Source organism: Cohnella cellulosilytica, assembly GCF_042431195.1.
Classification (GTDB): Bacteria; Bacillota; Bacilli; order Paenibacillales; family Paenibacillaceae; genus Cohnella; species Cohnella cellulosilytica.
In genome coordinates, this window is the sequence record NZ_JBHMDN010000029.1 from 76,556 (window position 1) to 95,248 (window position 18,693).

The 18,693-nt window shown below is 55.5% G+C and carries 23 protein-coding genes; 15 read left to right on the forward strand and 8 right to left on the reverse strand.

Annotated features, from left to right (window positions below; translation table 11 throughout):
• Window positions 1-539: 539 nt before the first annotated feature.
• The 4 genes from ACFFT4_RS20940 to map all read left to right on the forward strand — a co-directional run bounded on the left by ACFFT4_RS20940 (window position 540) and on the right by map (window position 4,771).
• Complete coding sequence (locus ACFFT4_RS20940; RefSeq protein WP_378050765.1) at window positions 540-2,249, forward strand: long-chain-fatty-acid--CoA ligase; 1,710 nt, start codon at window positions 540-542, stop codon at window positions 2,247-2,249.
• Between the two features lie 123 nt (window positions 2,250-2,372).
• A complete protein-coding gene (locus ACFFT4_RS20945; RefSeq protein ID WP_378050766.1) occupies window positions 2,373-3,182 on the forward strand; it encodes an FHA domain-containing protein in 810 nt (269 codons plus the stop codon).
• A 492-nt stretch (window positions 3,183-3,674) separates the two neighbouring features.
• Window positions 3,675-3,863: a hypothetical protein gene (locus ACFFT4_RS20950; protein WP_094050045.1), complete on the forward strand. Its 189-nt coding sequence runs from the start codon at window positions 3,675-3,677 to the stop codon at window positions 3,861-3,863.
• A gap of 149 nt (window positions 3,864-4,012) precedes the next feature.
• Complete coding sequence (map, locus tag ACFFT4_RS20955; protein ID WP_378050767.1) at window positions 4,013-4,771, forward strand: type I methionyl aminopeptidase; 759 nt, start codon at window positions 4,013-4,015, stop codon at window positions 4,769-4,771.
• 82 nt (window positions 4,772-4,853) lie between these two features.
• Here the strand turns inward: map and ACFFT4_RS20960 are convergent, their stop codons facing one another.
• Window positions 4,854-5,573 (reverse strand): hypothetical protein, encoded by a 720-nt coding sequence (locus ACFFT4_RS20960; protein WP_378050768.1) that lies wholly within the window; start codon window positions 5,571-5,573, stop codon window positions 4,854-4,856.
• A 683-nt stretch (window positions 5,574-6,256) separates the two neighbouring features.
• On the opposite strand from ACFFT4_RS20960, the gene coxB reads away from it, so the two are divergent.
• From coxB to ACFFT4_RS20990, 6 genes are all read left to right on the forward strand, one after another.
• On the forward strand, window positions 6,257-7,285 hold the full coding sequence (coxB, locus tag ACFFT4_RS20965; protein ID WP_378050769.1) for a cytochrome c oxidase subunit II: 1,029 nt from the start codon (window positions 6,257-6,259) through the stop codon (window positions 7,283-7,285).
• Window positions 7,286-7,366: 81 nt separating this feature from the next.
• On the forward strand, window positions 7,367-9,172 hold the full coding sequence (gene ctaD, locus ACFFT4_RS20970) for a cytochrome c oxidase subunit I (protein WP_378050864.1): 1,806 nt from the start codon (window positions 7,367-7,369) through the stop codon (window positions 9,170-9,172).
• Window positions 9,169-9,789, forward strand: coding sequence for a cytochrome (ubi)quinol oxidase subunit III (locus ACFFT4_RS20975; protein ID WP_378050770.1), 621 nt, complete (start codon window positions 9,169-9,171; stop codon window positions 9,787-9,789). Before ctaD ends, ACFFT4_RS20975 begins: the two co-directional genes overlap by 4 nt.
• A 1-nt stretch (window position 9,790) precedes the next feature.
• Window positions 9,791-10,114, forward strand: coding sequence for a cytochrome C oxidase subunit IV family protein (locus tag ACFFT4_RS20980; protein WP_378050771.1), 324 nt, complete (start codon window positions 9,791-9,793; stop codon window positions 10,112-10,114).
• A gap of 96 nt (window positions 10,115-10,210) precedes the next feature.
• Window positions 10,211-11,110: a cytochrome c oxidase assembly factor CtaG gene (gene ctaG, locus ACFFT4_RS20985; RefSeq protein WP_378050772.1), complete on the forward strand. Its 900-nt coding sequence runs from the start codon at window positions 10,211-10,213 to the stop codon at window positions 11,108-11,110.
• A gap of 110 nt (window positions 11,111-11,220) precedes the next feature.
• Window positions 11,221-11,682 carry a DUF420 domain-containing protein gene (locus tag ACFFT4_RS20990; protein ID WP_378050773.1) on the forward strand — a complete coding sequence of 154 codons (462 nt, stop codon included), beginning with the start codon at window positions 11,221-11,223 and terminating at the stop codon, window positions 11,680-11,682.
• 15 nt (window positions 11,683-11,697) lie between these two features.
• Here the strand turns inward: ACFFT4_RS20990 and ACFFT4_RS20995 are convergent, their stop codons facing one another.
• From ACFFT4_RS20995 to ACFFT4_RS21010, 4 genes are all read right to left on the reverse strand, one after another.
• Window positions 11,698-12,012, reverse strand: coding sequence for a LytTR family transcriptional regulator DNA-binding domain-containing protein (locus ACFFT4_RS20995; protein ID WP_378050774.1), 315 nt, complete (start codon window positions 12,010-12,012; stop codon window positions 11,698-11,700).
• Window positions 12,013-12,078: 66 nt separating this feature from the next.
• On the reverse strand, window positions 12,079-12,207 hold the full coding sequence (locus ACFFT4_RS21000; RefSeq protein ID WP_378050775.1) for a cyclic lactone autoinducer peptide: 129 nt from the start codon (window positions 12,205-12,207) through the stop codon (window positions 12,079-12,081).
• Window positions 12,204-12,737, reverse strand: coding sequence for an accessory gene regulator B family protein (locus ACFFT4_RS21005; RefSeq protein ID WP_378050776.1), 534 nt, complete (start codon window positions 12,735-12,737; stop codon window positions 12,204-12,206). The genes ACFFT4_RS21000 and ACFFT4_RS21005 overlap by 4 nt, the downstream gene beginning before the upstream one ends.
• Window positions 12,721-13,368 (reverse strand): hypothetical protein, encoded by a 648-nt coding sequence (locus tag ACFFT4_RS21010; protein WP_378050777.1) that lies wholly within the window; start codon window positions 13,366-13,368, stop codon window positions 12,721-12,723. Before ACFFT4_RS21010 ends, ACFFT4_RS21005 begins: the two co-directional genes overlap by 17 nt.
• A gap of 147 nt (window positions 13,369-13,515) precedes the next feature.
• Here ACFFT4_RS21010 and ACFFT4_RS21015 point away from each other — a divergent pair, with 147 nt between their 5' ends.
• Window positions 13,516-13,962, forward strand: coding sequence for a hypothetical protein (locus tag ACFFT4_RS21015; protein WP_378050778.1), 447 nt, complete (start codon window positions 13,516-13,518; stop codon window positions 13,960-13,962).
• 171 nt (window positions 13,963-14,133) lie between these two features.
• On the opposite strand, the gene ACFFT4_RS21020 is transcribed toward ACFFT4_RS21015, so the two are convergent.
• The 3 genes from ACFFT4_RS21020 to ACFFT4_RS21030 all read right to left on the reverse strand — a co-directional run bounded on the left by ACFFT4_RS21020 (window position 14,134) and on the right by ACFFT4_RS21030 (window position 15,090).
• Window positions 14,134-14,220, reverse strand: coding sequence for a putative holin-like toxin (locus tag ACFFT4_RS21020; protein WP_378050865.1), 87 nt, complete (start codon window positions 14,218-14,220; stop codon window positions 14,134-14,136).
• Window positions 14,221-14,478: 258 nt separating this feature from the next.
• Window positions 14,479-14,565, reverse strand: coding sequence for a putative holin-like toxin (locus ACFFT4_RS21025; protein WP_378049475.1), 87 nt, complete (start codon window positions 14,563-14,565; stop codon window positions 14,479-14,481).
• Window positions 14,566-14,670: 105 nt separating this feature from the next.
• Window positions 14,671-15,090, reverse strand: coding sequence for a BspA family leucine-rich repeat surface protein (locus tag ACFFT4_RS21030; protein ID WP_378050779.1), 420 nt, complete (start codon window positions 15,088-15,090; stop codon window positions 14,671-14,673).
• 144 nt (window positions 15,091-15,234) lie between these two features.
• Between ACFFT4_RS21030 and ACFFT4_RS21035 the strand changes: the two genes are divergently transcribed.
• Genes ACFFT4_RS21035 through ACFFT4_RS21050 form a run of 4 tightly spaced genes read left to right on the forward strand, consistent with a single transcriptional unit; the run spans window position 15,235 to window position 18,683 of the window.
• On the forward strand, window positions 15,235-16,071 hold the full coding sequence (locus tag ACFFT4_RS21035) for an electron transfer flavoprotein subunit beta/FixA family protein (RefSeq protein WP_378050780.1): 837 nt from the start codon (window positions 15,235-15,237) through the stop codon (window positions 16,069-16,071).
• Window positions 16,068-17,102 carry an electron transfer flavoprotein subunit alpha/FixB family protein gene (locus tag ACFFT4_RS21040; RefSeq protein WP_378050781.1) on the forward strand — a complete coding sequence of 345 codons (1,035 nt, stop codon included), beginning with the start codon at window positions 16,068-16,070 and terminating at the stop codon, window positions 17,100-17,102. Before ACFFT4_RS21035 ends, ACFFT4_RS21040 begins: the two co-directional genes overlap by 4 nt.
• Window positions 17,086-18,381 (forward strand): FAD-dependent oxidoreductase, encoded by a 1,296-nt coding sequence (locus tag ACFFT4_RS21045; RefSeq protein ID WP_378050782.1) that lies wholly within the window; start codon window positions 17,086-17,088, stop codon window positions 18,379-18,381. The genes ACFFT4_RS21040 and ACFFT4_RS21045 overlap by 17 nt, the downstream gene beginning before the upstream one ends.
• Window positions 18,381-18,683 carry a ferredoxin family protein gene (locus ACFFT4_RS21050; protein ID WP_378050783.1) on the forward strand — a complete coding sequence of 101 codons (303 nt, stop codon included), beginning with the start codon at window positions 18,381-18,383 and terminating at the stop codon, window positions 18,681-18,683. The genes ACFFT4_RS21045 and ACFFT4_RS21050 overlap by 1 nt, the downstream gene beginning before the upstream one ends.
• The last annotated feature ends 10 nt before the right edge of the window (window positions 18,684-18,693 follow it).

Consider the following 18,693-nt stretch of genomic DNA (forward strand, 5'->3'; position numbering starts at 1 on the left):
AAAAGCAGGCAGTTGCCCGAATGGGCCTGTGTAGCGGTCTGTCAGACCGCTAAAAGCGGGCAACTGCCCGAATGGGCCTGAGTAACGGCCTCCCAGACCGCTAAAAGCGGGCAGTTGCCCGAATGGGCCTGAGTAACGGCCTCCCGGACCGCTAAATGCAGGCAGCTGCCCGAATGGGCCTGAGTAACGGCCTCCCAGACCGCTAAAAGCGGGCAGCTGCCTGCAATGGCTTGTGTAACGGCCTGCCAGACCGCTAAATGCAGGCAGCTGCCCGAATGGGCCGGCGTAACGGCCTCCCAGACCGCTAAAAGCAGGTAGCAGCCCGAATGGGCCTGAGTAACGGCCTCCCAGACCGCTAAAAGCGGGCAACTGCCCGAATGGGCCGGCGTAACAGCCTCCCGGCCCGCTAAAAGCAGGCAGCTGCCCGAATGGGCCTGGAGGGCCGCCAAAAGAAGGTTGGTTGAGTAGAGGTTTCGCGATTCCTTCGAGTTCATGTATGCGAATAGGTCGGTCATAGTCAAAAAACGAGGAGGTGCGGCATGAGCGAACTATCCGATGTTCATTCGGGCGCAAGGCCCTGGCATTCGAAATATCCGCTTCAGGTGAAGCCCTCTTACGACTATCCGAAGTCGAATATCGCCAAGCTTCTGATCGACGCGGAGACGGCTTATCCGAACAACGAGGCGCTCGATTTCCTCGGCAGAAGCTATACGTACAAAGAACTGCTGCGGCAATGCCGCAAAATGGCGAACGCCCTGAAGGCGCTCCCGATAGCGAAGGGGGATCGCGTCGCCATTATGCTGCCGAACTGTCCCCAAGCCGTCGTCTCGTATTACGGCGCCTTGATGGCAGGAGCGGTCGTCGTCCAGACGAATCCGACCTATACGGAGCGGGAGCTGCATTTTCAGCTGGTGGACAGCGGCGCGACCGTGCTTGTCGTGCTCGATCTGCTGATGCCCCGCGTCGTCAAAGCCAGGGAGAAAACCGCCGTGCGGTTCGTAGTCGTCACTTCTCTGGCGGATGGACTGCCTTTTCCGAAAAACCTGCTGTACCCGATTAAAAGGCGCAAGGAGCATCCGGACTTAAAAGTCGATTACAACGGTGAAGGGGTGAAGCGCTGGTCCGCTTTCGTCGGCCAAGGCGTAGCCCAAGCGATATGCGAGGAGGTGAACGCGGAAGAGGATCTGGCCATGCTCCAGTATACCGGGGGAACGACGGGGCGGCCGAAGGGCGTCATGCTGACGCACGCCAATCTGCTGGCGAATACGCGGCAGGTCGACGCCTGGTGCTACCGTCTGGAACCCGGCAAGGAGCGGTATCTGGCCGCGCTTCCGATGTTTCATGTCTTCGGATTGACCGTGCTGCTCAATCAGGCGATCGGCCGCGCGGGGACGCTGCTGCTGCTCCCTCGTTTCGAACCGCGAATGGCGCTGGAGACGATTCGCAGACGCAAGCCTACCGTGTTTCCAGGCGCGCCGACAATGTACATCTCGCTTCTCGATCATCCGCTGGCGAAGGACGGGGATTTCGCGTCCGTCAGGTTATGCGTTAGCGGGGCGGCGCCGCTGCCTCGGGAAGTGCAGGAGAGATTCGAGCTTCAGACGGTGGGCAAGCTGATCGAGGGCTACGGTCTGACGGAAGCGTCTCCGGTCACGCACTGCAACCCGATCTGGGGCTTCCGCAAGAACGGCACGATCGGGCTGCCTCTTCCGGACACGGATGCGCGGATCGTCGGAGAGAGCGGTCTGGAGCCGCTGCCGCCCGGAGAGATCGGGGAACTGGCCGTGCGCGGGCCGCAAATCATGAAGGGCTACTGGAACAGGCCAGAGGAGACGGCGGAAGCGCTGCGGGAAGGGTGGCTTCGAACGGGCGACATCGGAACGATGGACGAGGAAGGCTATTTTACGATTATCGACCGGAAAAAAGACATCATTCTCGCGGGAGGGTACAACGTCTATCCGCGAGAGGTCGAAGAGGTGCTGTTCGAGCATCCCGCGATCAAGGAGGCTTCGGTGGCGGGCGTGCCCGACGCCTATCGCGGCGAGACGGTGAAAGCGTTCGTCGTCGTGAAGATCGGCTGGCAGGTGTCGGAGATGCAGCTCGACCGATGGTGCAGGGAGCGGCTGGCCGCTTACAAGGTCCCCAGAAGCTATGAGTTTCGGGACAGTCTGCCTCTGTCGCTGATCGGAAAGGTGCTGCGCCGCAAGCTCAAAGAGGAAGAGGAGGAAAACGATCTAAATTTAACCTAAAAAATGGGTGTCCGCAATTGAAGGAACTTCGTTTATTCGCTATAATATTTGCATATGCGTCCTGTATCATTTCCTTTGTCGACCAATGAGGAAAGCGTTTACAATAGGTGAGGACGGCCGGAGGTGAGCCTGTTGGCGGAGCGGAACGAATCGCAGAGAGAAAGGGGGCATTTCAAGTTCCGCGAAGGACGACGGCCGCGTGTCGCAATGGCCTCCGCAATCGGAGGGATAGCCCTATGGCTGCTGCCCTGCACCGCGCTGGCGTCCGAAGCGCGCAGGGGCCAGGCAGCCGCACAAATGACGCCCGGCACATTGCCGCTGCTCGCGGGTCTGGGGATCGGCATAGCCGTCGCGGTGCTGGCGGTCATCGCGTTCCTGCAATTGACGGCCAAGGGCAAGTTGGCGAACGATGCGGCGCAGACCGCCGAGGAGGACGACGACGAATCGTTCGACGATCCCGACCTGTCGGGCTGGGACGAAGAGGAAGCGAGCGCGAACGAGGAAGCCGAATACCATGAAGAACACGCGCTTACCGATTATACGATCCCGATGACCAGACTGCTGGAGCCGCCCGCGCCGGCCGAGACCGCGGAAGGATCGGAGCCGATGCTGTGCGGAATCGAAGGGGAGCATGCGGGAAGCTGCTTCCGGGTGCTTAACCGGAGGCTGACGATCGGCCGCGATCCGGCCCGCTGCGCGATCTTGTTCCCGTACGAAGCGGTGGATATCAGCCGCGTGCACTGCACGCTCAAATATTCGCAGGACACGCGCGTGTTCGTTCTCGAAGACAAGGGTTCGTCGAACGGCACATTTCTCTTGAGCGGCGAGAGGCTGAAGCCGGGCGTCAAGTACGAGCTACGTTCCGGGGAACGCTTCTCCCTGTCGGGCGACGCCCACTGGTTCGAAGTCCGGGACGAGGGCCCCCGGGGTTAAAGGGAGCGCGTCCGGCATCGTCTGCGCTAAGCTTTCCCGGCGTCAGACCCCGGTCGCGAACTTCGTTCCAAGGACGCCGAAGGCGATTTTGCTTGACGATACAGAATTTATAAGTTTCACTCTTATCCTTGTCTGTATCGTCTCCGACAAAAACGCGTTCGTCATCCTAAGGATGCCGCATGCATTTTTGCTTGCTGTCAAGGGCTGTGCGTTTTATGCTTTATCCCCCAGCTGTTAAATGGTATAATCGAATAATGCAGGACGTTTTCTTATACGGCAACTAGCGGTGGAACATCGAGTTTGAAGGAAGAACCCTTGCAAGAGATTCAGGGAAGCGCCTAATCTCCATTCTTCTCAGAATCGTCTCGAACGTATGCCAAGGTCGCCGAATGTGGCGACTGCCGTTTATGCTTTGGGTTCTCCGGGTGGCGTAATACCGCCTCCGTTCCGGGTTGTGCGGGGACGGAATCCATTCCACTGGGAGGGAATTGCATGGCCAAACGCAGCCACAACGAGGTTCAAGAAAGTTTGCGAGAACTGACGAGAATTTTCCGGCCCAAGGATCCACGCAAGTTTGTTAAAGATTACATCCGCAAATACCGGATCACCGGTGGATACGAAGACGAGTTGACGGTGCTCGTGGAACGCGAGCTGACAAAATTGAACACTCCCGCCTCGTAACGGCGGTGAAAGTCAATCGGCCCGGGAGGCGAAGTTCGCCTCTCCGGGCCGTTTTTTCGACCGTTCCGATTTATGAGCGAATAAGCAGAGGCCTTCCCGACGGCAGCGGAATATACATAGCTATCGAGACGGAGCGGGGAGGCGAACGAATGCGGGGACAACGGCCGCAAGGGATTGCGATTCGCAGCCGGGAAGAGCTGGCGGGAATCCGCAGGGCGGGACGCTTGGCGGGCCGACTGCGGCGAAGACTGGGAACGCTCGTGAAGCCGGGCGTTACGACGATGGAGCTGAACAGGATTGCGGAGCGCTACATGCGGGAGCATGGCGCCCGGGCGGCGCAGCAGGGCTATCACGGCTATCCCTACGCAATCTGCGCGGCGGTCAACGATTGCGTCTGTCACGGCATGCCCGACGGGAGGAGGCTCGCGGAAGGAGATCTGGTCACGCTCGACTTCGTCGTCGAGCTGGACGGCTGGATGGCCGATACGGCATGGACGTACGCGGTCGGCCGCGTGTCCGAGTCGGCCGACCGCCTGCGGCGTGCCGCTTACCGGGCGACGATGAACGGAATCGCCGCGGCGGCGCCGGGCAAGCGTACGGGCGATATCGCGGCGGTCATACGCGAAGCGGCGGGGCCTTGCGGTGTCGTGGCGGAGTTCGGCGGACACGGAATAGGCAGGGAGATGCACGAGCCTCCGGAGGTGGCGCATGTCGGGGAAGCCGGAGAAGGCGCTTTGCTGAGGGCGGGAATGGTGCTGACGATTGAGCCGATGCTGACCGAAGGCTCTCCCGAGGTGTATATCGCCGAGGACGGCTGGTCGGTCATGACGGCGGAGGGCGGCCTGGCCGCGCAGTTCGAGCATACGGTGGCCGTTACTTCCGAGGGCCCGCTCATCTTGACGATGTAAAAACCGCCCCCGGGCGAGTTCGCCTTGACGGCGATGTCCGGGGGCGGTTCGGGAGCGGGCTTGCCAACCTCACGAACGGGAATCAAGGATTCGGCTTCTTTTTTAAATAGAGAGGAAGCGGAATCTCGTTGCCCGTTCCGAAGGTATACTGGACAAGCGTATTGAAGTCCTTCGTCAGCGGCGCCAGCGGCTTTTTCAGCCAGGCTTCTTTCGCGAACTCGAGCGACTGGTTGACGAACTCCCGGTTGGCGGAGATATGCACTTCCTGAGCTCGGGAGAAATGCTCCCGCACCTTCGTGCCGATCACCTGCCGCAGTTCGGAGGAGAGGTCGCTCGGGTCCTTGTGTGTAAAATAGGAGTTGTACGGAGTGGCCACCTGGCGGTTATCCCATTTCGGGCTGCCGTTGTTGACGTTGTATACGCCTTCGGTGGTGCCCGTATTGTCCTGCTCGCGCGAACGGGGACCGCCGGTCGCTTTCGTGCCGGTAGCCGACCAATCGGTCATGATCGCGACGTACGCGTTCTTGTCCGTCAGGAACACGAGAGCGGTATTGATCCCCGGCAAGGCCGCTACCTTGTTGGAAAGCGCGGAGCTGTACTCGAAATAACGGTTCTCGTGCTGCTTCGGATCCGCGGTGTAGGCCCCGTAGGAACGCGTCTGGGACATTTTCGGATCGTTGACGGTCCGGCTTCCGTAATCCTGGGTGCTTTTCTGGAAATAGGATTTGTAATTGCAGGCGGACAGCAATCCGAGCGTCAGGGCGATCCCGATAAGCAGACATGAGCGTCGTGCGGACGACATGGACAACCCTCCTTGAAAAGTCGTTATTGAATAGGCTTCGACCGCCGAAGCCAAAGTATGCGCGCAAGGCCGCACATAAAAATCGGACGAAATGGCAAAAAGAAGGGAGGGCAAGCAAAAAACGCCTGCGGCGTCCTTAGGACGGCGAACGCGTTTTTGTCGGAGACGATACGGACAAGGATAAGGGTGAAACTTATAAATTCTGTATCGTCAAGCAAAAACGCCTGCGGCGTCCATAGGCCGGCGAACGCGTTTTTGTCGGAGACGATACAGACAAGGATAAGGGTGAAACTTATAACTTCTGTATTGGCAAGCAAAATGCCCCGGCGTGCTTGGGACGTGAACCAACGGTTTCTCCCGAACGGAGAGGGAGAAACGGACGCCGGCCGCGAAAGCCGGTCGCCCGTATGGCCGAAAGTGCGAAAGCCTTAGAACGGCGGCCTTTTTGACAGTTTTGAGAACAATTTGTGAACTGCACGGTGAACATTGACAAAAAGGCGGAACAATCTTTATATTTATTAGAGTGCCTGGTTGGCGGAAATTCGGAAAATCCGCGAAAATGAAGGGTTTTTTTGAATTCGAGGCATGAAATGCGTTAAGGTTGGTCCAACGGCGTGTACATATAGGGAGCGGTTGCCGGAGAGGCAAACGATTTTCTATGAAAATGTCAAAATGGGGTTGATATGATGAAACGGTGGCCTGTAATGAAGCGGTTGCTGCCGCTGCTGACTGGGCTCGTGCTGTTGCTGACGGCATGTGGAAGAGAAGACCTCTCAACTCTGAATCCGCAAGGACCTGTAGCTGAGAAACAATTCGAATTGATGAAGCTGGCCATTGGCATCATGACTTTGGTCGTTGTCGTCGTGTTTGCGATTTGTATTTACGTTCTGATCCGCTTTCGCCGCCGCAAGGGGGATAAAGCGATTCCAAAGCAAGTGGAAGGAAACCACAAGCTCGAAGTTATCTGGACCGTTATTCCGATTATTCTTCTGTTGATTTTGGGTGTGCCAACGATTCAAAGCGTGTTCGGCTTCGCCAAAGACTACAGTCAAGATAAAGACGCCGTTCAGGTCAAAGTTACGGCTCACCAGTATTGGTGGGAGTTCGAGTATACCGACTACGGCATTACGACCGCGCAGGACTTGATCGTTCCGACGGGCAAGAAAATTTCGTTCGAGCTGGTTGCGGCTGATGTGAAGCACTCGTTCTGGATTCCCGCGATCGGCGGCAAGATGGACACCAACCCCGGCTCCTCCAACAGAATGTACCTGGAATTCCCGAATGAGGGCGTATTCCGCGGCAAGTGCGCCGAACTCTGCGGACCTTCCCATGCCTTGATGGAGTTCAAGGCGAAGGCGGTCAGCCAGGAATCGTTCGATCGCTGGGTTTCCGCGATGAAGGCTCCTGCCGTTATGCCTGCCGACGCCGAGCTGGCCGAGAAGTTCACTTCGCAATGCCTGAGCTGCCACGCGGTAGGAGAGAACGGCGGCAACAGCGCGCCGAACCTGACCGGCATCGGCAGCCGCGAGACGGTCGCGGGCTATCTCTTCAACGACGAAGGCGGCATCGAGGAGAATCTCCGCGAATGGATTACGGATCCTCAGAGCGTCAAGATGGGCGCGATGATGCCGGGAGCGGAAGATACCGGCTTGACGCCCGAAGAGATTGCCGATATTGCCAAATATTTGGCTGAATATAAGCTTGACTATTAACCAGCGGGAATTTGAAGGAGGTACGTGGCCTTGGCAGCAACACATGCACATGGACACAAGGTCAAGCGCTATAGCGGCTTGATGGATTGGCTAACGACCGTCGACCATAAGAAGATCGGCATCCTGTATTTGATTGCGGGCCTGATCTTCTTCCTGATCGGCGGGCTGGAGGCGATCATCATTCGGGTTCAACTGCTCAAGCCGATGAATGATATCGTCGCCGGAGATACGTTTAACGAATTGATTACGATGCACGGAACAACGATGATCTTCCTTGCGGCGATGCCGCTGCTGTTCGCGGTCATGAACGCGGTTATTCCGCTGCAGATCGGCGCGCGCGACGTCGCGTTCCCGTTCCTGAACTCCCTCGGTTTCTGGACGTTCTTCTTCGGCGGACTGCTGCTCAACCTGAGCTGGTTTACGGGGACCGTCCCGGATGCGGGATGGACCTCATACGTACCGCTGGCCGGCACGCTTTTCAGTTCCGGCTCAGGCGTCGATTATTATGTGCTCGGTTTGCAGATCGCCGGTATCGGTACGCTGCTCGGCGGGATCAACTTCATGGCGACGATCATCAACATGCGGGCTCCGGGCATGACGTTCATGAGAATGCCGATGTTTACCTGGGCGATCTTCATCACGTCGGCGCTGATCGTGTTCGCTTTCCCGGCCCTGACGGTAGGTCTGGTCGCGCTCATGTTCGACCGTCTGTTCGACGCCAATTTCTTCAATGTCGCCAACGGCGGCAACGGCGTGCTCTGGGAGCACATCTTCTGGGTGTTCGGTCACCCTGAGGTTTACATTCTTATCCTCCCGGCGTTCGGAATCATCTCCGAGGTCGTCAGCACGTTTTCGCGCAAGCGCCTGTTCGGTTACAGCTCGATGGTGTTCGCGACGGTGCTGATCGCGTTCCTCGGATTTATGGTGTGGGCTCACCATATGTTCACCACCGGTCTCGGACCGGTAGCAAACGGTCTGTTCTCGATCGCGACGATGCTGATCGCGGTGCCGACCGGGGTCAAAATCTTCAACTGGCTGTTTACGCTTTGGGGCGGATCGATTCGGTTCACTACGGCGAACCTGTTCGCGATCGGCTTTATCCCGACCTTCGTTATGGGCGGCGTAACGGGCGTTATGCTCGCTTCCGCGCCGGCCGACTATCAGTATCACGACACCTACTTCGTCGTCGCTCACTTCCACTACGTTATCGTGGGCGGTCTGGTTCTCGGTATTTTCGCGGGTCTGCATTACTGGTGGCCGAAAATGTTCGGACGCATGCTCAACGAGAAGCTCGGCCAAATTACGTTCTGGACGTTCTTTATCGGCTTCCACCTGACGTTCTTCGTCCAGCATTTCCTCGGCTTGCTGGGGATGCAGCGCCGCGTATATACGTACCTGCCGGGTCAGGGCTTCGACAACATGAACTTCATCAGTACGATCGGCGCGTTCTTGATGGGAATCGGAACGATCGCGTTCCTGATCAACGTCTTCGTCACATGGTCGAAGCCGCGCAACGCTTCCAACGACCCATGGGAAGACGGACGTTCGCTGGAATGGACGATTCCTTCTCCGGCGCCGGAATATAACTTCAAGCAAACTCCGCTCGTTCGCGGATACGACGCATGGTGGTTGGAGAAGATGGAAGGAAAGACTTCGATGACTCCGGCCGAGCCGGTCGGCTCGATCCATATGCCTTCTCCGTCGATCCTGCCGTTCATTATGAGCATTGGATTGTTTGTCGCCGGATTCGGATTCATTTACGACAAATTGATCGTTGCGGGCGTCGGCTTGGTGATTACGCTCGGCTGTATGACGATTCGTTCTCTGATCGACGATCACGGTTTCCATATCGAACCGGAAGAACAGGATAAGGGGGTGCAGGCATGAGCGCGCATGACCACGTAGAAGGGCACTTGCCTCATGAACCGGAGAAGGCGACTCTGGAGGCCCGCAATAAAATTTTGGGCTTCTGGCTGTTCCTCGGAGCGGAAGTCGTCCTGTTCGGCACCTTGTTCGCAGCTTTCCTGGCGCTGCGCCACAGCGTCGGCGACGGCCCTACGGCCGGCGAGCTGTTCCAGCTTCCGATGGTATTCGCGGCGACGATGATCCTGCTGACTTCCAGCTTGACGAGCGTATTCGCCGTGCAGGCGATGCATCAACATAACCGGAAGTCGATGGTCGTCTGGCTGATCATTACGGTTCTTTTCGGACTGTCGTTCCTCGGCCTCGAAATTTACGAGTTCGTGGAATACGTTCACGAAGGCCACGGCTTTACGACAAGCGCGTTCAGCTCCTCGTTCTACACGCTCGTCGGTTTCCACGGCGCCCACGTCGCTTTCGGGGTATTCTGGATTTCGCTTGTCATCGGTCAGGTTTTGAAAAAAGGGCTTACGGTAGTTACCGCGCCCAAAGTGTACATCTCCGCGATGTACTGGCACTTTATCGACGTTGTCTGGGTTTTCATCTTCACCGTTGTTTATTTGATGGGAAAGGTGGCTGGTTAACTTGTCGAGCAATCCTAACGAGTCGGCATCCGGTGAGCTTCCCAAGCGCCACAAGGTCGAAGGACCGCAGAAACACGTTGTCGGCTTCATTCTCTCGCTCGCTCTGACGATTATCGCGTTCGCCGCGGTATCGGCAGGCGAGATTAACGAAACGTTCACGTACATCATTCTGGTGGCCATGGCGGTCGTTCAGGTCATCATTCAGATGGCTTACTGGATGCACATGAAGGATCGCGGACATTTGTTCCCGATTATCGGAATCATTTCCGGAGTCGTCGTCGTATTCGCGATGGTGATTATGGCGCTGTTCTGGGTATGGTGGTAATATCCGGACGGAATTGAATTTCAGAGAGGCGGGCCGCAATCCGTCCTCTCTTTTTTCATGGGTCCGGCAATCGCATTCGAAAGGAGGTCGGCAGCAATGATGGGATTGGAATATTTCTCGTTCAGCGATTTGTGGAGTCCGGCGTTTATGATCTTGATGATGGTGATTGTCGTTTTGTACACGTTCACGGTGGGTCCTTGGAGGCATCACTTCTCCGGGAGCGCCCCCGTTTCCGCTATGCGCCAGATTTCGTTCATCCTGGCGATCGCGCTGCTGTACTTGACGCAAGGCGGGCCATTGAGCTTGTTGGGCCACCTGATGTTCACTTTCCACATGACCAATATGGCGCTCGCCTACATGCTGGTTCCGCCCATGCTTATTTACGGCATACCGGCATGGTTTTGGCGCGCCGCGTTCGGGGGACGTTTCTGGCGGAACGGGGTATTTCGTTTTCTGATGAATCCTATTTTTGATATGCTGGCCTTCATTTTGCTATTCTCTATGTATCATATCCCGGACAATCACGATTGGATCATGACTCATTTTACGATTCATCGGATCTATTACGGTTTGCTGTTCCTCAGCTCGATGGCCATGTGGTGGCACGTCTACTGTCCGATTCCGGAGTGGCGGCGCATGTCCCATATGCTGACGCTGGGCTACATTTTCATGAGCGGTCTGCTGCTTACTCCGGCCTGCGTCATGATTATTTTCGCAGGAAAGCCGCTATTCGGCGTCTACAACGATCCCCAGATCTGGGCCAATGCGATGGGCTATTGCGTGGCCGGCGACCCGGCGGAGCTGCTGCGTCAGTTCGAAGGACCGAAATTCTTTAATCTGTTAAGCGCGACGGACGACCAACAGCTTGGAGGCATCGTCATGAAGCTGCTGCAGGAAGGGATTAACGTGGCGGCGCTGTATACGGTGTTCATGCAGTGGTATCGCAGGGACCGTTCGCTCGACAACGACAACGTGCTCGATCCGGTGCCGGAATGAACATATTAACAATGTGTGACGTTCCTCACAAACGTTTGAACTGAGCCTCCCGGACAGGTACAATGAAGGAAGAAGCTTGGAACAACCGACGATAGAACAGGTGGATGCGTATGTCGTGGTATGAGATTTTTCCGCTCGTCAGCACGAGCTTTATTTTAATCAGCGGAATTCTGGTCGCCATCGGCTGGCGGCTCATTATTCTGAAGAAGCGCGACGCGCATGAGAAGGTCATGATCGCGGCGGCGATCGCGGCGTCCTTGTTCTTCATCATCTATGTCTCGCGCACCATCTTCATCGGCAATACGACGTTTAACGGTCCCGACGACTTGAAGACGGTCTACTTGGTCTTCCTGTTGTTCCACATCGTGCTTGCGACCGTTGCCGCCGGATTCGGAATTACGACGCTGACGCTGGCTTTTCGCAAGAGGTTCGCCAAGCACCGCAAAGTCGGGCGGGTAACCTCGGTCATTTGGTTCGCTACTGTGATTACGGGCGTTACGGTCTATGTGCTGCTCTACCTGATGTATCCGGGCGGACACACGAAGCCGGTCATTCAGGCGATATTCGGGTAAAAGGAAAGGATCGCTCTAATCCGAGCGATCCTTTAGCAATTTTAAAGCCTTCTTGTAATTGCTCTCCGAGAAAATCACGAATTTATGAGTATCCTCGAAGTAGCCTCTGTATTGGTAATACTCCGTTTTCTCGATGCGGCTTAATCGCCGATAATCCGCGACCTGGGAGCGGTCCGTCTTCTCGAACCGGTACCCCGAGTTGTTCAGATTATCGACGAGCACGCTCAGATTGCTCCCTAACGTGAAGTAAAACATTTCAGTTGCGGTGTGGACTTGGATCGTTGCTTCGTAGAAGTGGATGTATAGAATGGAGTCCATTGGCAACGACACGATGCCAGTTGCACCTTTAGGGTCTCGACTTACTGGGAGCTCCTTGATCCACTCCATAAGCTCCTCCTACTGCAGTTCTTCCGGCATTTCGGGGTCGTACAACCCTTGCTGGCAGGCAAATGAAGATTGTACAAAAGCAACGATCCCAAGAATAGTAGAAAGAATGAATAATGTTGAGATTCTCAGTTTCTTCATATACTATTACCTCCTTTCCTAAAATGGATGAGTGTTAAGGCTTGCAGGAAAAATGCTATAGCGAGAACGGGAGACATAACGAGAAAATTGACGGCTATGATCGCCCCGCCTGCAAGCTTTATTATTTGGTGCTGCTTTACGATTGCACGTTTTCCTTGTGGAGCAAACGTGATGCAAAGCAGCAAACTCCCCAGGGTAATTGCAAATGTGACATACGGAGAATGAACGAATTGGGCAAGTATCGGAATCGCGTTATATACGATGACCGTCGTTGCAATACATAATGTCGGCGATGAAAAATGGTACCCTCCGGTAATGAAGCGCAAAAGAAGAAAGGAAATAATCGTGAGGAGGACTTGTGATGCTTGGGTGATAAAACTTCCTGCGACTAATGAAAATGCGATAATAATCGTATTGAGAATGATCGTTTCAATCGCATATCTTTGGACAGGAAGACTGACCGAATGATTAGGATTGGCGGAATGGATCCGAACGGCCAGATTGTCCGCAAGTTTATGGCTCCAGTTCATTTCGTAGCTCATCCCTTTCCATTTTTCTGCTTAACATTAGGAGAGCAACAAGCATGACAATATTGGCAAGTATTTGGCTTAAGTCGTTTAGAATAATAAACCGAAACAAGACGGCAAGTAGTATGAGTTCCAAGAAAACAAGCCATAGATGCTTCCAGCGCCAACGCGGAAACTCATAGGTAAATCCGGCTCCACGATAGTAGTAGAGGAAAGAGAATAGAAATACGAAAGCAGACGAAAGGATTTGAGCCAACACTAAGTAGGATAGGTTCGTTTGGACCTCTGCCATCGTGATGCCAATAACATCAAATACAATTAACACGATCATTTGTGTGGCACCGACAAGAGCATAACCTGTAGTCATCATCACGGATGCCCATAAGATTCGAATTTTACTGATGTAGCGAATGAACAGGGTATAGGAGAAGAGATAAGCCATGGGAACAATAATCGTAAATTTGTTAATGACCGTTATATCTCTTAACGAATAAGAAAAGACTGCCAGTAGAACGCTCAAAATAAGCTTCTTCCAAATGAACTCTCTGAACGGAAACCGGAAAAGCATGTAGCTAGCGGATATAGTACAGAACGCTTCTAGAGTGTAGATTGTCACGTAGATAATGGCCACCAACCAACTACGCTCCTCTCAGCAGTTTGTGACTAAATTATACATAATTTTCTTGTTCAGTGGAATATCTGAAAGCTATAATTCTTTTTACTAGAATTCCATGTATGATATTTATAGGGTTTTTATTATGTTAAGTTGGGGTGGTAGACAATGAAGGGATTCGCTATTCTGGCGGTTTATTGTCTGGTATTGCTCGGATGCAGCAGCGAACGTTCGCTGGTTCCCATTCAGAAAACGGAGGAAACCGATAATTTTCGATTAATACTGGAAGTGAATAAAGGGGAGTTTCAAGAAGATGAAGGGATCTTGATTAATTCCTCTTTTGAATATACGGGCGAGAAAGAAATACGATTTGATCAACAACCGGCATTTGTAATCGTAGTTTGGAACGAAGAGAGCGGAGAAATAGCGAGGATGATCGAATTCAATGTTGTGGAAAAGACGATGACGAAGGGAGAGGCCTATTCCAAAGAAATCAATGATATTCATTTGGCGAAGGGGAAGTATGGAATTGTGGTTCAAGCTTCTTCGGCATTTTCCGTAGGGGTACGGTCGTACGTCATAAATACGACTCCATTTTTAGTTGAAATCAAGTAGTCGGTTATTTCTTCATGTATTTTTTATTGCATGGTATTAGGTTACGTTATAGAATATAAATAAGAGAAGGAGCCGTGCTCTAACACGACTCCCCCCACAACAGCCGCTTTTAAGGGCGGTAGGCTTATAGGAAATGCGTCAGAAATAGACCGCGTCCTTGGCGAGGGCGGTCTATTTCCGTTTAAAGGACAGTATCGCAACGATCAGTGAACCGAACGTTAGCATAAGTATAAGTCCTTCGAATACTGTCACAGGCATCACCTCCCCTCCGGGAGACTAGCCGACCGCCCTTGCAAGCCTATACTGTTGTGATTGCATTATACCATAATTTGTATGGGGAGCAGCGGGAAACGGGCTTGATCTTGATTTTTTAATTGCATGGTATTAGGTTACAATATAGAATATAGATAAGAGAAGGAGCCGTGCTGCTAACACGACTCCTTACAACAGCCGCTTTTAAGGGCGGTAGGCTTTGGAAAATGGTTGGAAATAGACCGGTTCCTTCGCGAGGGTGGTCTATTTCCGTTTAAAGGACAGTATCGCAACGATCAGCGAACCGAACGTTAGCATAAGTATAAGTCCTTCGAATACTGTCATGGGCATCACCTCCCTTCCGGGAGATTAGCCGACCGCCCTTGCAAGCCTATACTGTTGTAATTGAATTATACCATAATTTGTATGGAGAGCTGCCTCGGCAGCTCTTTCTTTTCAAAACTGCTCAATTGATGTACATTCGCTCGATTCGCCCGTGTAACGGCCTCCCGGACCGTTAAAGGCGGTCGCCTCCTTGAATTTGCTCGCGTAACGGCCTCCTGGACCGTTAAAGGCGGTCGCCCCCTCGAATTTGCCCGCGTAACGGCCTCCCGGACCGTTAAAGGCGGTCGCCTCCTCGAATTTGCTCGCGTAACGGCCTCCCGGACCGTTAAAGGCGGTCGCCTCCTCGAATTTGCTCGCGTAACGGCCTCCCGGACCGTTAAAGGCGGTCATCCCCTTGAATTTGCTCGCGTAACGGCCTCCCGGACCGTTAAAGGCGGTCGCCCCCTCGAATTTGCTCGCGTAACGGCCTCCCGGACCGTTAAAGGCGGTCGCCTCCTCGAATTTGCCCGCGTAACGGTCTCCCAACTGCATGGAATGGTTATATTCAAGGGAAGCTGCAGCTGCGTCAGGAAGAGCAGGACAATCCCAGGCATGATCTCGGGTCCCGGCTAATATAAATAAGGTGGAAAGGTTTAAACCGGGAACCGACCGGACCGAGCGGAAAGGGTGAGCCTCATGCTGCATATCGTCGCCTGCATCAAGCAGGTGCCGGACACGAAGATCATCAAGATGAACCCGAAGACGAACACGATGGATCGCTCCAGCGCGCCCGCGATCCTGAATCCGTACGACGCCCATGCGGTGGAGGAGGCGGTGAGACTGCGAGCGCGATACGGAGGCGTCGTCTCCGTGCTGACGATGGGGCCGCCGCCTGCGGTGAAGGCAATCCGCAAGTGCATCGAGATCGGCGCGGACGAAGGCTACATGATTACCGACAGGGCGTTCGCGGGCGCGGATACGCTGGCGACCAGCTACGCGCTGACGAAGGCGCTGGAGAAGATCGCGCAGACGCGCCCGATCGATCTGATCATCTGCGGCAAAATGACGATAGACGGGGACACCGGCCAGGTCGGCCCCGGCATCGCGCGAAGGCTCGACATGCCGCCGCTCACGTCCGTCAACAAGGTTGTCGAGGTCGATGCGGAGCAGCGCCATGCGATTGTCCACCGCAAGCTGGAGGACGGCTACGAGGTAGTCCGTTCCACGCTGCCGTGTCTGCTCTCGGTGGAGAAGGAGATCAACGAAGTACCGTATTCCTCGCTGCCGAACATGCTGCGGGCCGCGCGATATCAGCCTCATATTTGGGCGGTCGCCGACTTGCCGGACATCGACAAGACGCAGCTTGGACTGAAGGGCTCTCCGACGATCGTCAGCTCTGTCTGGGCGCCGCCGAAGCCGCAGGGAGGCACGATGCTGGAAGGCGCTCAGGAGGAGCAAGTCGCTCGACTGCTGGATATCTTGATGGCGCGTCAAGAGCTGTTCGCTGCCGCATCGGGAGGTGGAGCTTCTTGAATTTCGAGGATTATCGCGGCGTATGGGTATTTATCGAGGAGAAGGACGGAGCGATCGCTCCGGTATCGCTGGAGCTGCTCGGAGCGGGCAGGCAGCTGGCGGACAAGAGGAAGACGGAGCTGGCCGGGGTGCTGATCGGGGAAAATATCGGAGCGCTGGCGGAGACGGCGTTCGAATACGGGGCCGACAAAGTCTACGTATACGATTCTCCGATCTATCGTTTCTACCGGACGGAGACGTATATGCGGGCGATGCTGGCGTGCGTGGAGAAGCATAAGCCGGAAATTTTGCTGTACGGGGCAACTTCGACGGGGAAGGATCTGGCCAGCGCCGTAGCGACCGACTTGCCGACGGGACTGACCGCGGATACGACGCAGCTTGACGTGGAAGAGGATACGGGGCTGCTGCTTGCCAGCCGGCCCGCGTTCGGCGGCAACATTATGGCGACGATTCTGTGCAAGAAGTACCGTCCGCAGATGGCCACCGTTCGCCCCAAAGTTATGAAAGCGCTGCCTCGCAGACCGGGAGCATCCGGAGCCGTCGTCGAGGAATGCATCCCGCTGAAGGAGGAGGACATCCGCACGAAGGTGCTCGAAATCGTTCGATCGACGACTCGTCACGTCCGCATCGACGAAGCCGACGTTATCGTCGCGGGGGGCAAGGGGCTGGGAAGTCCCGCGGGCTTTAAGGTCGTACAGCAGTTGGCGGACACGTTGGGCGCGGCCGTCGGGGCGAGCCGGGATGTCGTGGAGGCCGGATGGGTCGATCATCATCGCCAGGTGGGTCAGACGGGCGTGACGGTGACGCCGAAAATCTATTTCGCGATCGGCATATCGGGCGCTATCCAGCATCTGGTGGGCATGCAGAATTCGGGCCTCATTATCGCGATCAACAAGGACCCCGCGGCTCCCATATTTCAAGCCTGCCATTACGGCATCGTCGGAGACGCGCTGACGATCGTGCCGATGCTGACCGAGGCTTTCAAATCCGCGTTGGAAAGAAAGGAAGAGGCCGATGCCGGAAAAGTTTGACGCGATCGTCGTGGGAGCGGGTCCCGCCGGAACCGCCTGCGCATACGAGCTGGCGAAAGCGGGCGTTAACGTAGTCTTGATCGAACGAGGGGAATACCCCGGCTCCAAGAACGTGATGGGCGGCGTGCTGTACCGCAAAATGATGGAGGAGGTCGTCCCCGGCTTCCATAAGGAAGCGCCGATCGAACGGCCGATCGTCGAGCAGCGGTTTATGATGATGGATAAGTCGTCGGCGGTGACCTTCTCGTACAAGGGGATGGAGTGGGCGGAGGAGCCGTACAACAACTTCACCGTGCTGCGCGCGAAGTTCGACCAGTGGTTCGCCTCCAAAGCGGTAGAGCAAGGCGCTCTGCTGCTGAACGAGACGGTCGTGCTGGAGTGCATCGCGGAGGATGGCCGGGTGGTCGGCGTACGCACGGACCGTCCGGACGGGGAGCTGCGCGCCGATGTCGTTGTGCTGGCCGACGGCGTCAACTCCCTGCTCGCGAAGCAGCTCGGTTTCCATAAGGAATTCCGACCGGACGAAGTGGCGCTGGCGACGATGGAAATCGTGAAGCTCGACAAGAAGATTATCGAGGATCGTTTCAGCCTCGAGGAAGGGCAGGGCTGCACGATCGAGCTGTTCGGAGACGCGACGAAGGGCATTCTCGGCACGGGTTTCCTGTACACGAACAAGGATACGCTCAGCATCGGCGTCGGCACGCTGCTCTCCGGCCTTATCAAGCATAAGATAAAGCCTTACGAGCTGATGGAATACGTGAAGACGCATCCGATGATCCGTCCTTATATTCAGGGAGCCGAGGCACAGGAATATTTGGCGCATCTCATACCCGAGGGCGGCTACCGTTCAATGCCCAAGGTCGTGGGGGCGGGCGTCCTCGTCGCGGGCGACGCGGCGCAGCTCGTGAACGCAATTCATCGCGAAGGCTCCAACATGGCGATGACGTCGGGCAGGCTCGCGGCGGAGACGATCGTGGCCGCCAGGGAGCGCGGCGATTTCTCCGAGGCTTCCCTGGACGACTATCGGAAGAAGCTGATGGGCAGCTTCGTCGGGCAGGATCTGAAGAAATACAAGGACGCCACTCACCACTTCGACAAGTTCCCGCAATACTTCGAGCAATATATCCCGATGATGAACCGGGCGGCAAGCCAGATGCTGACCGTCGACGGCGTGCCCAAGCGGGAGAAGCAGAAGAAAATATGGCGGGATATCGGCCCGGCCAAGGAGAAGATCAAAATGGCCCGCGACCTGTATCGGGCGTGGAGGGTGATGAAGTAATGAGCGAAGCGCAGCCGGCCAAGGGCTCGACGATCGAAGAAAAGCAATACTTGATCCGATTTAACGCCGATACGCAGTCCCACCTGCACGTTATGGACGCGGAAGTGTGCCTGACGAGCTGCCCGGATAAAATTTGCACGATTTTTTGCCCCGCCGAAGTCTACAAATGGGAAGAGGTGCGCATGCATGTCGGCTACGAGGGCTGCCACGAGTGCGGGAGCTGCCGCATCGGCTGTCCCCACCAGAACATCAAGTGGGTGTATCCGAAGGGCGGACACGGCATCGTTTTTCGACTCGGATGACAAGGTGGGA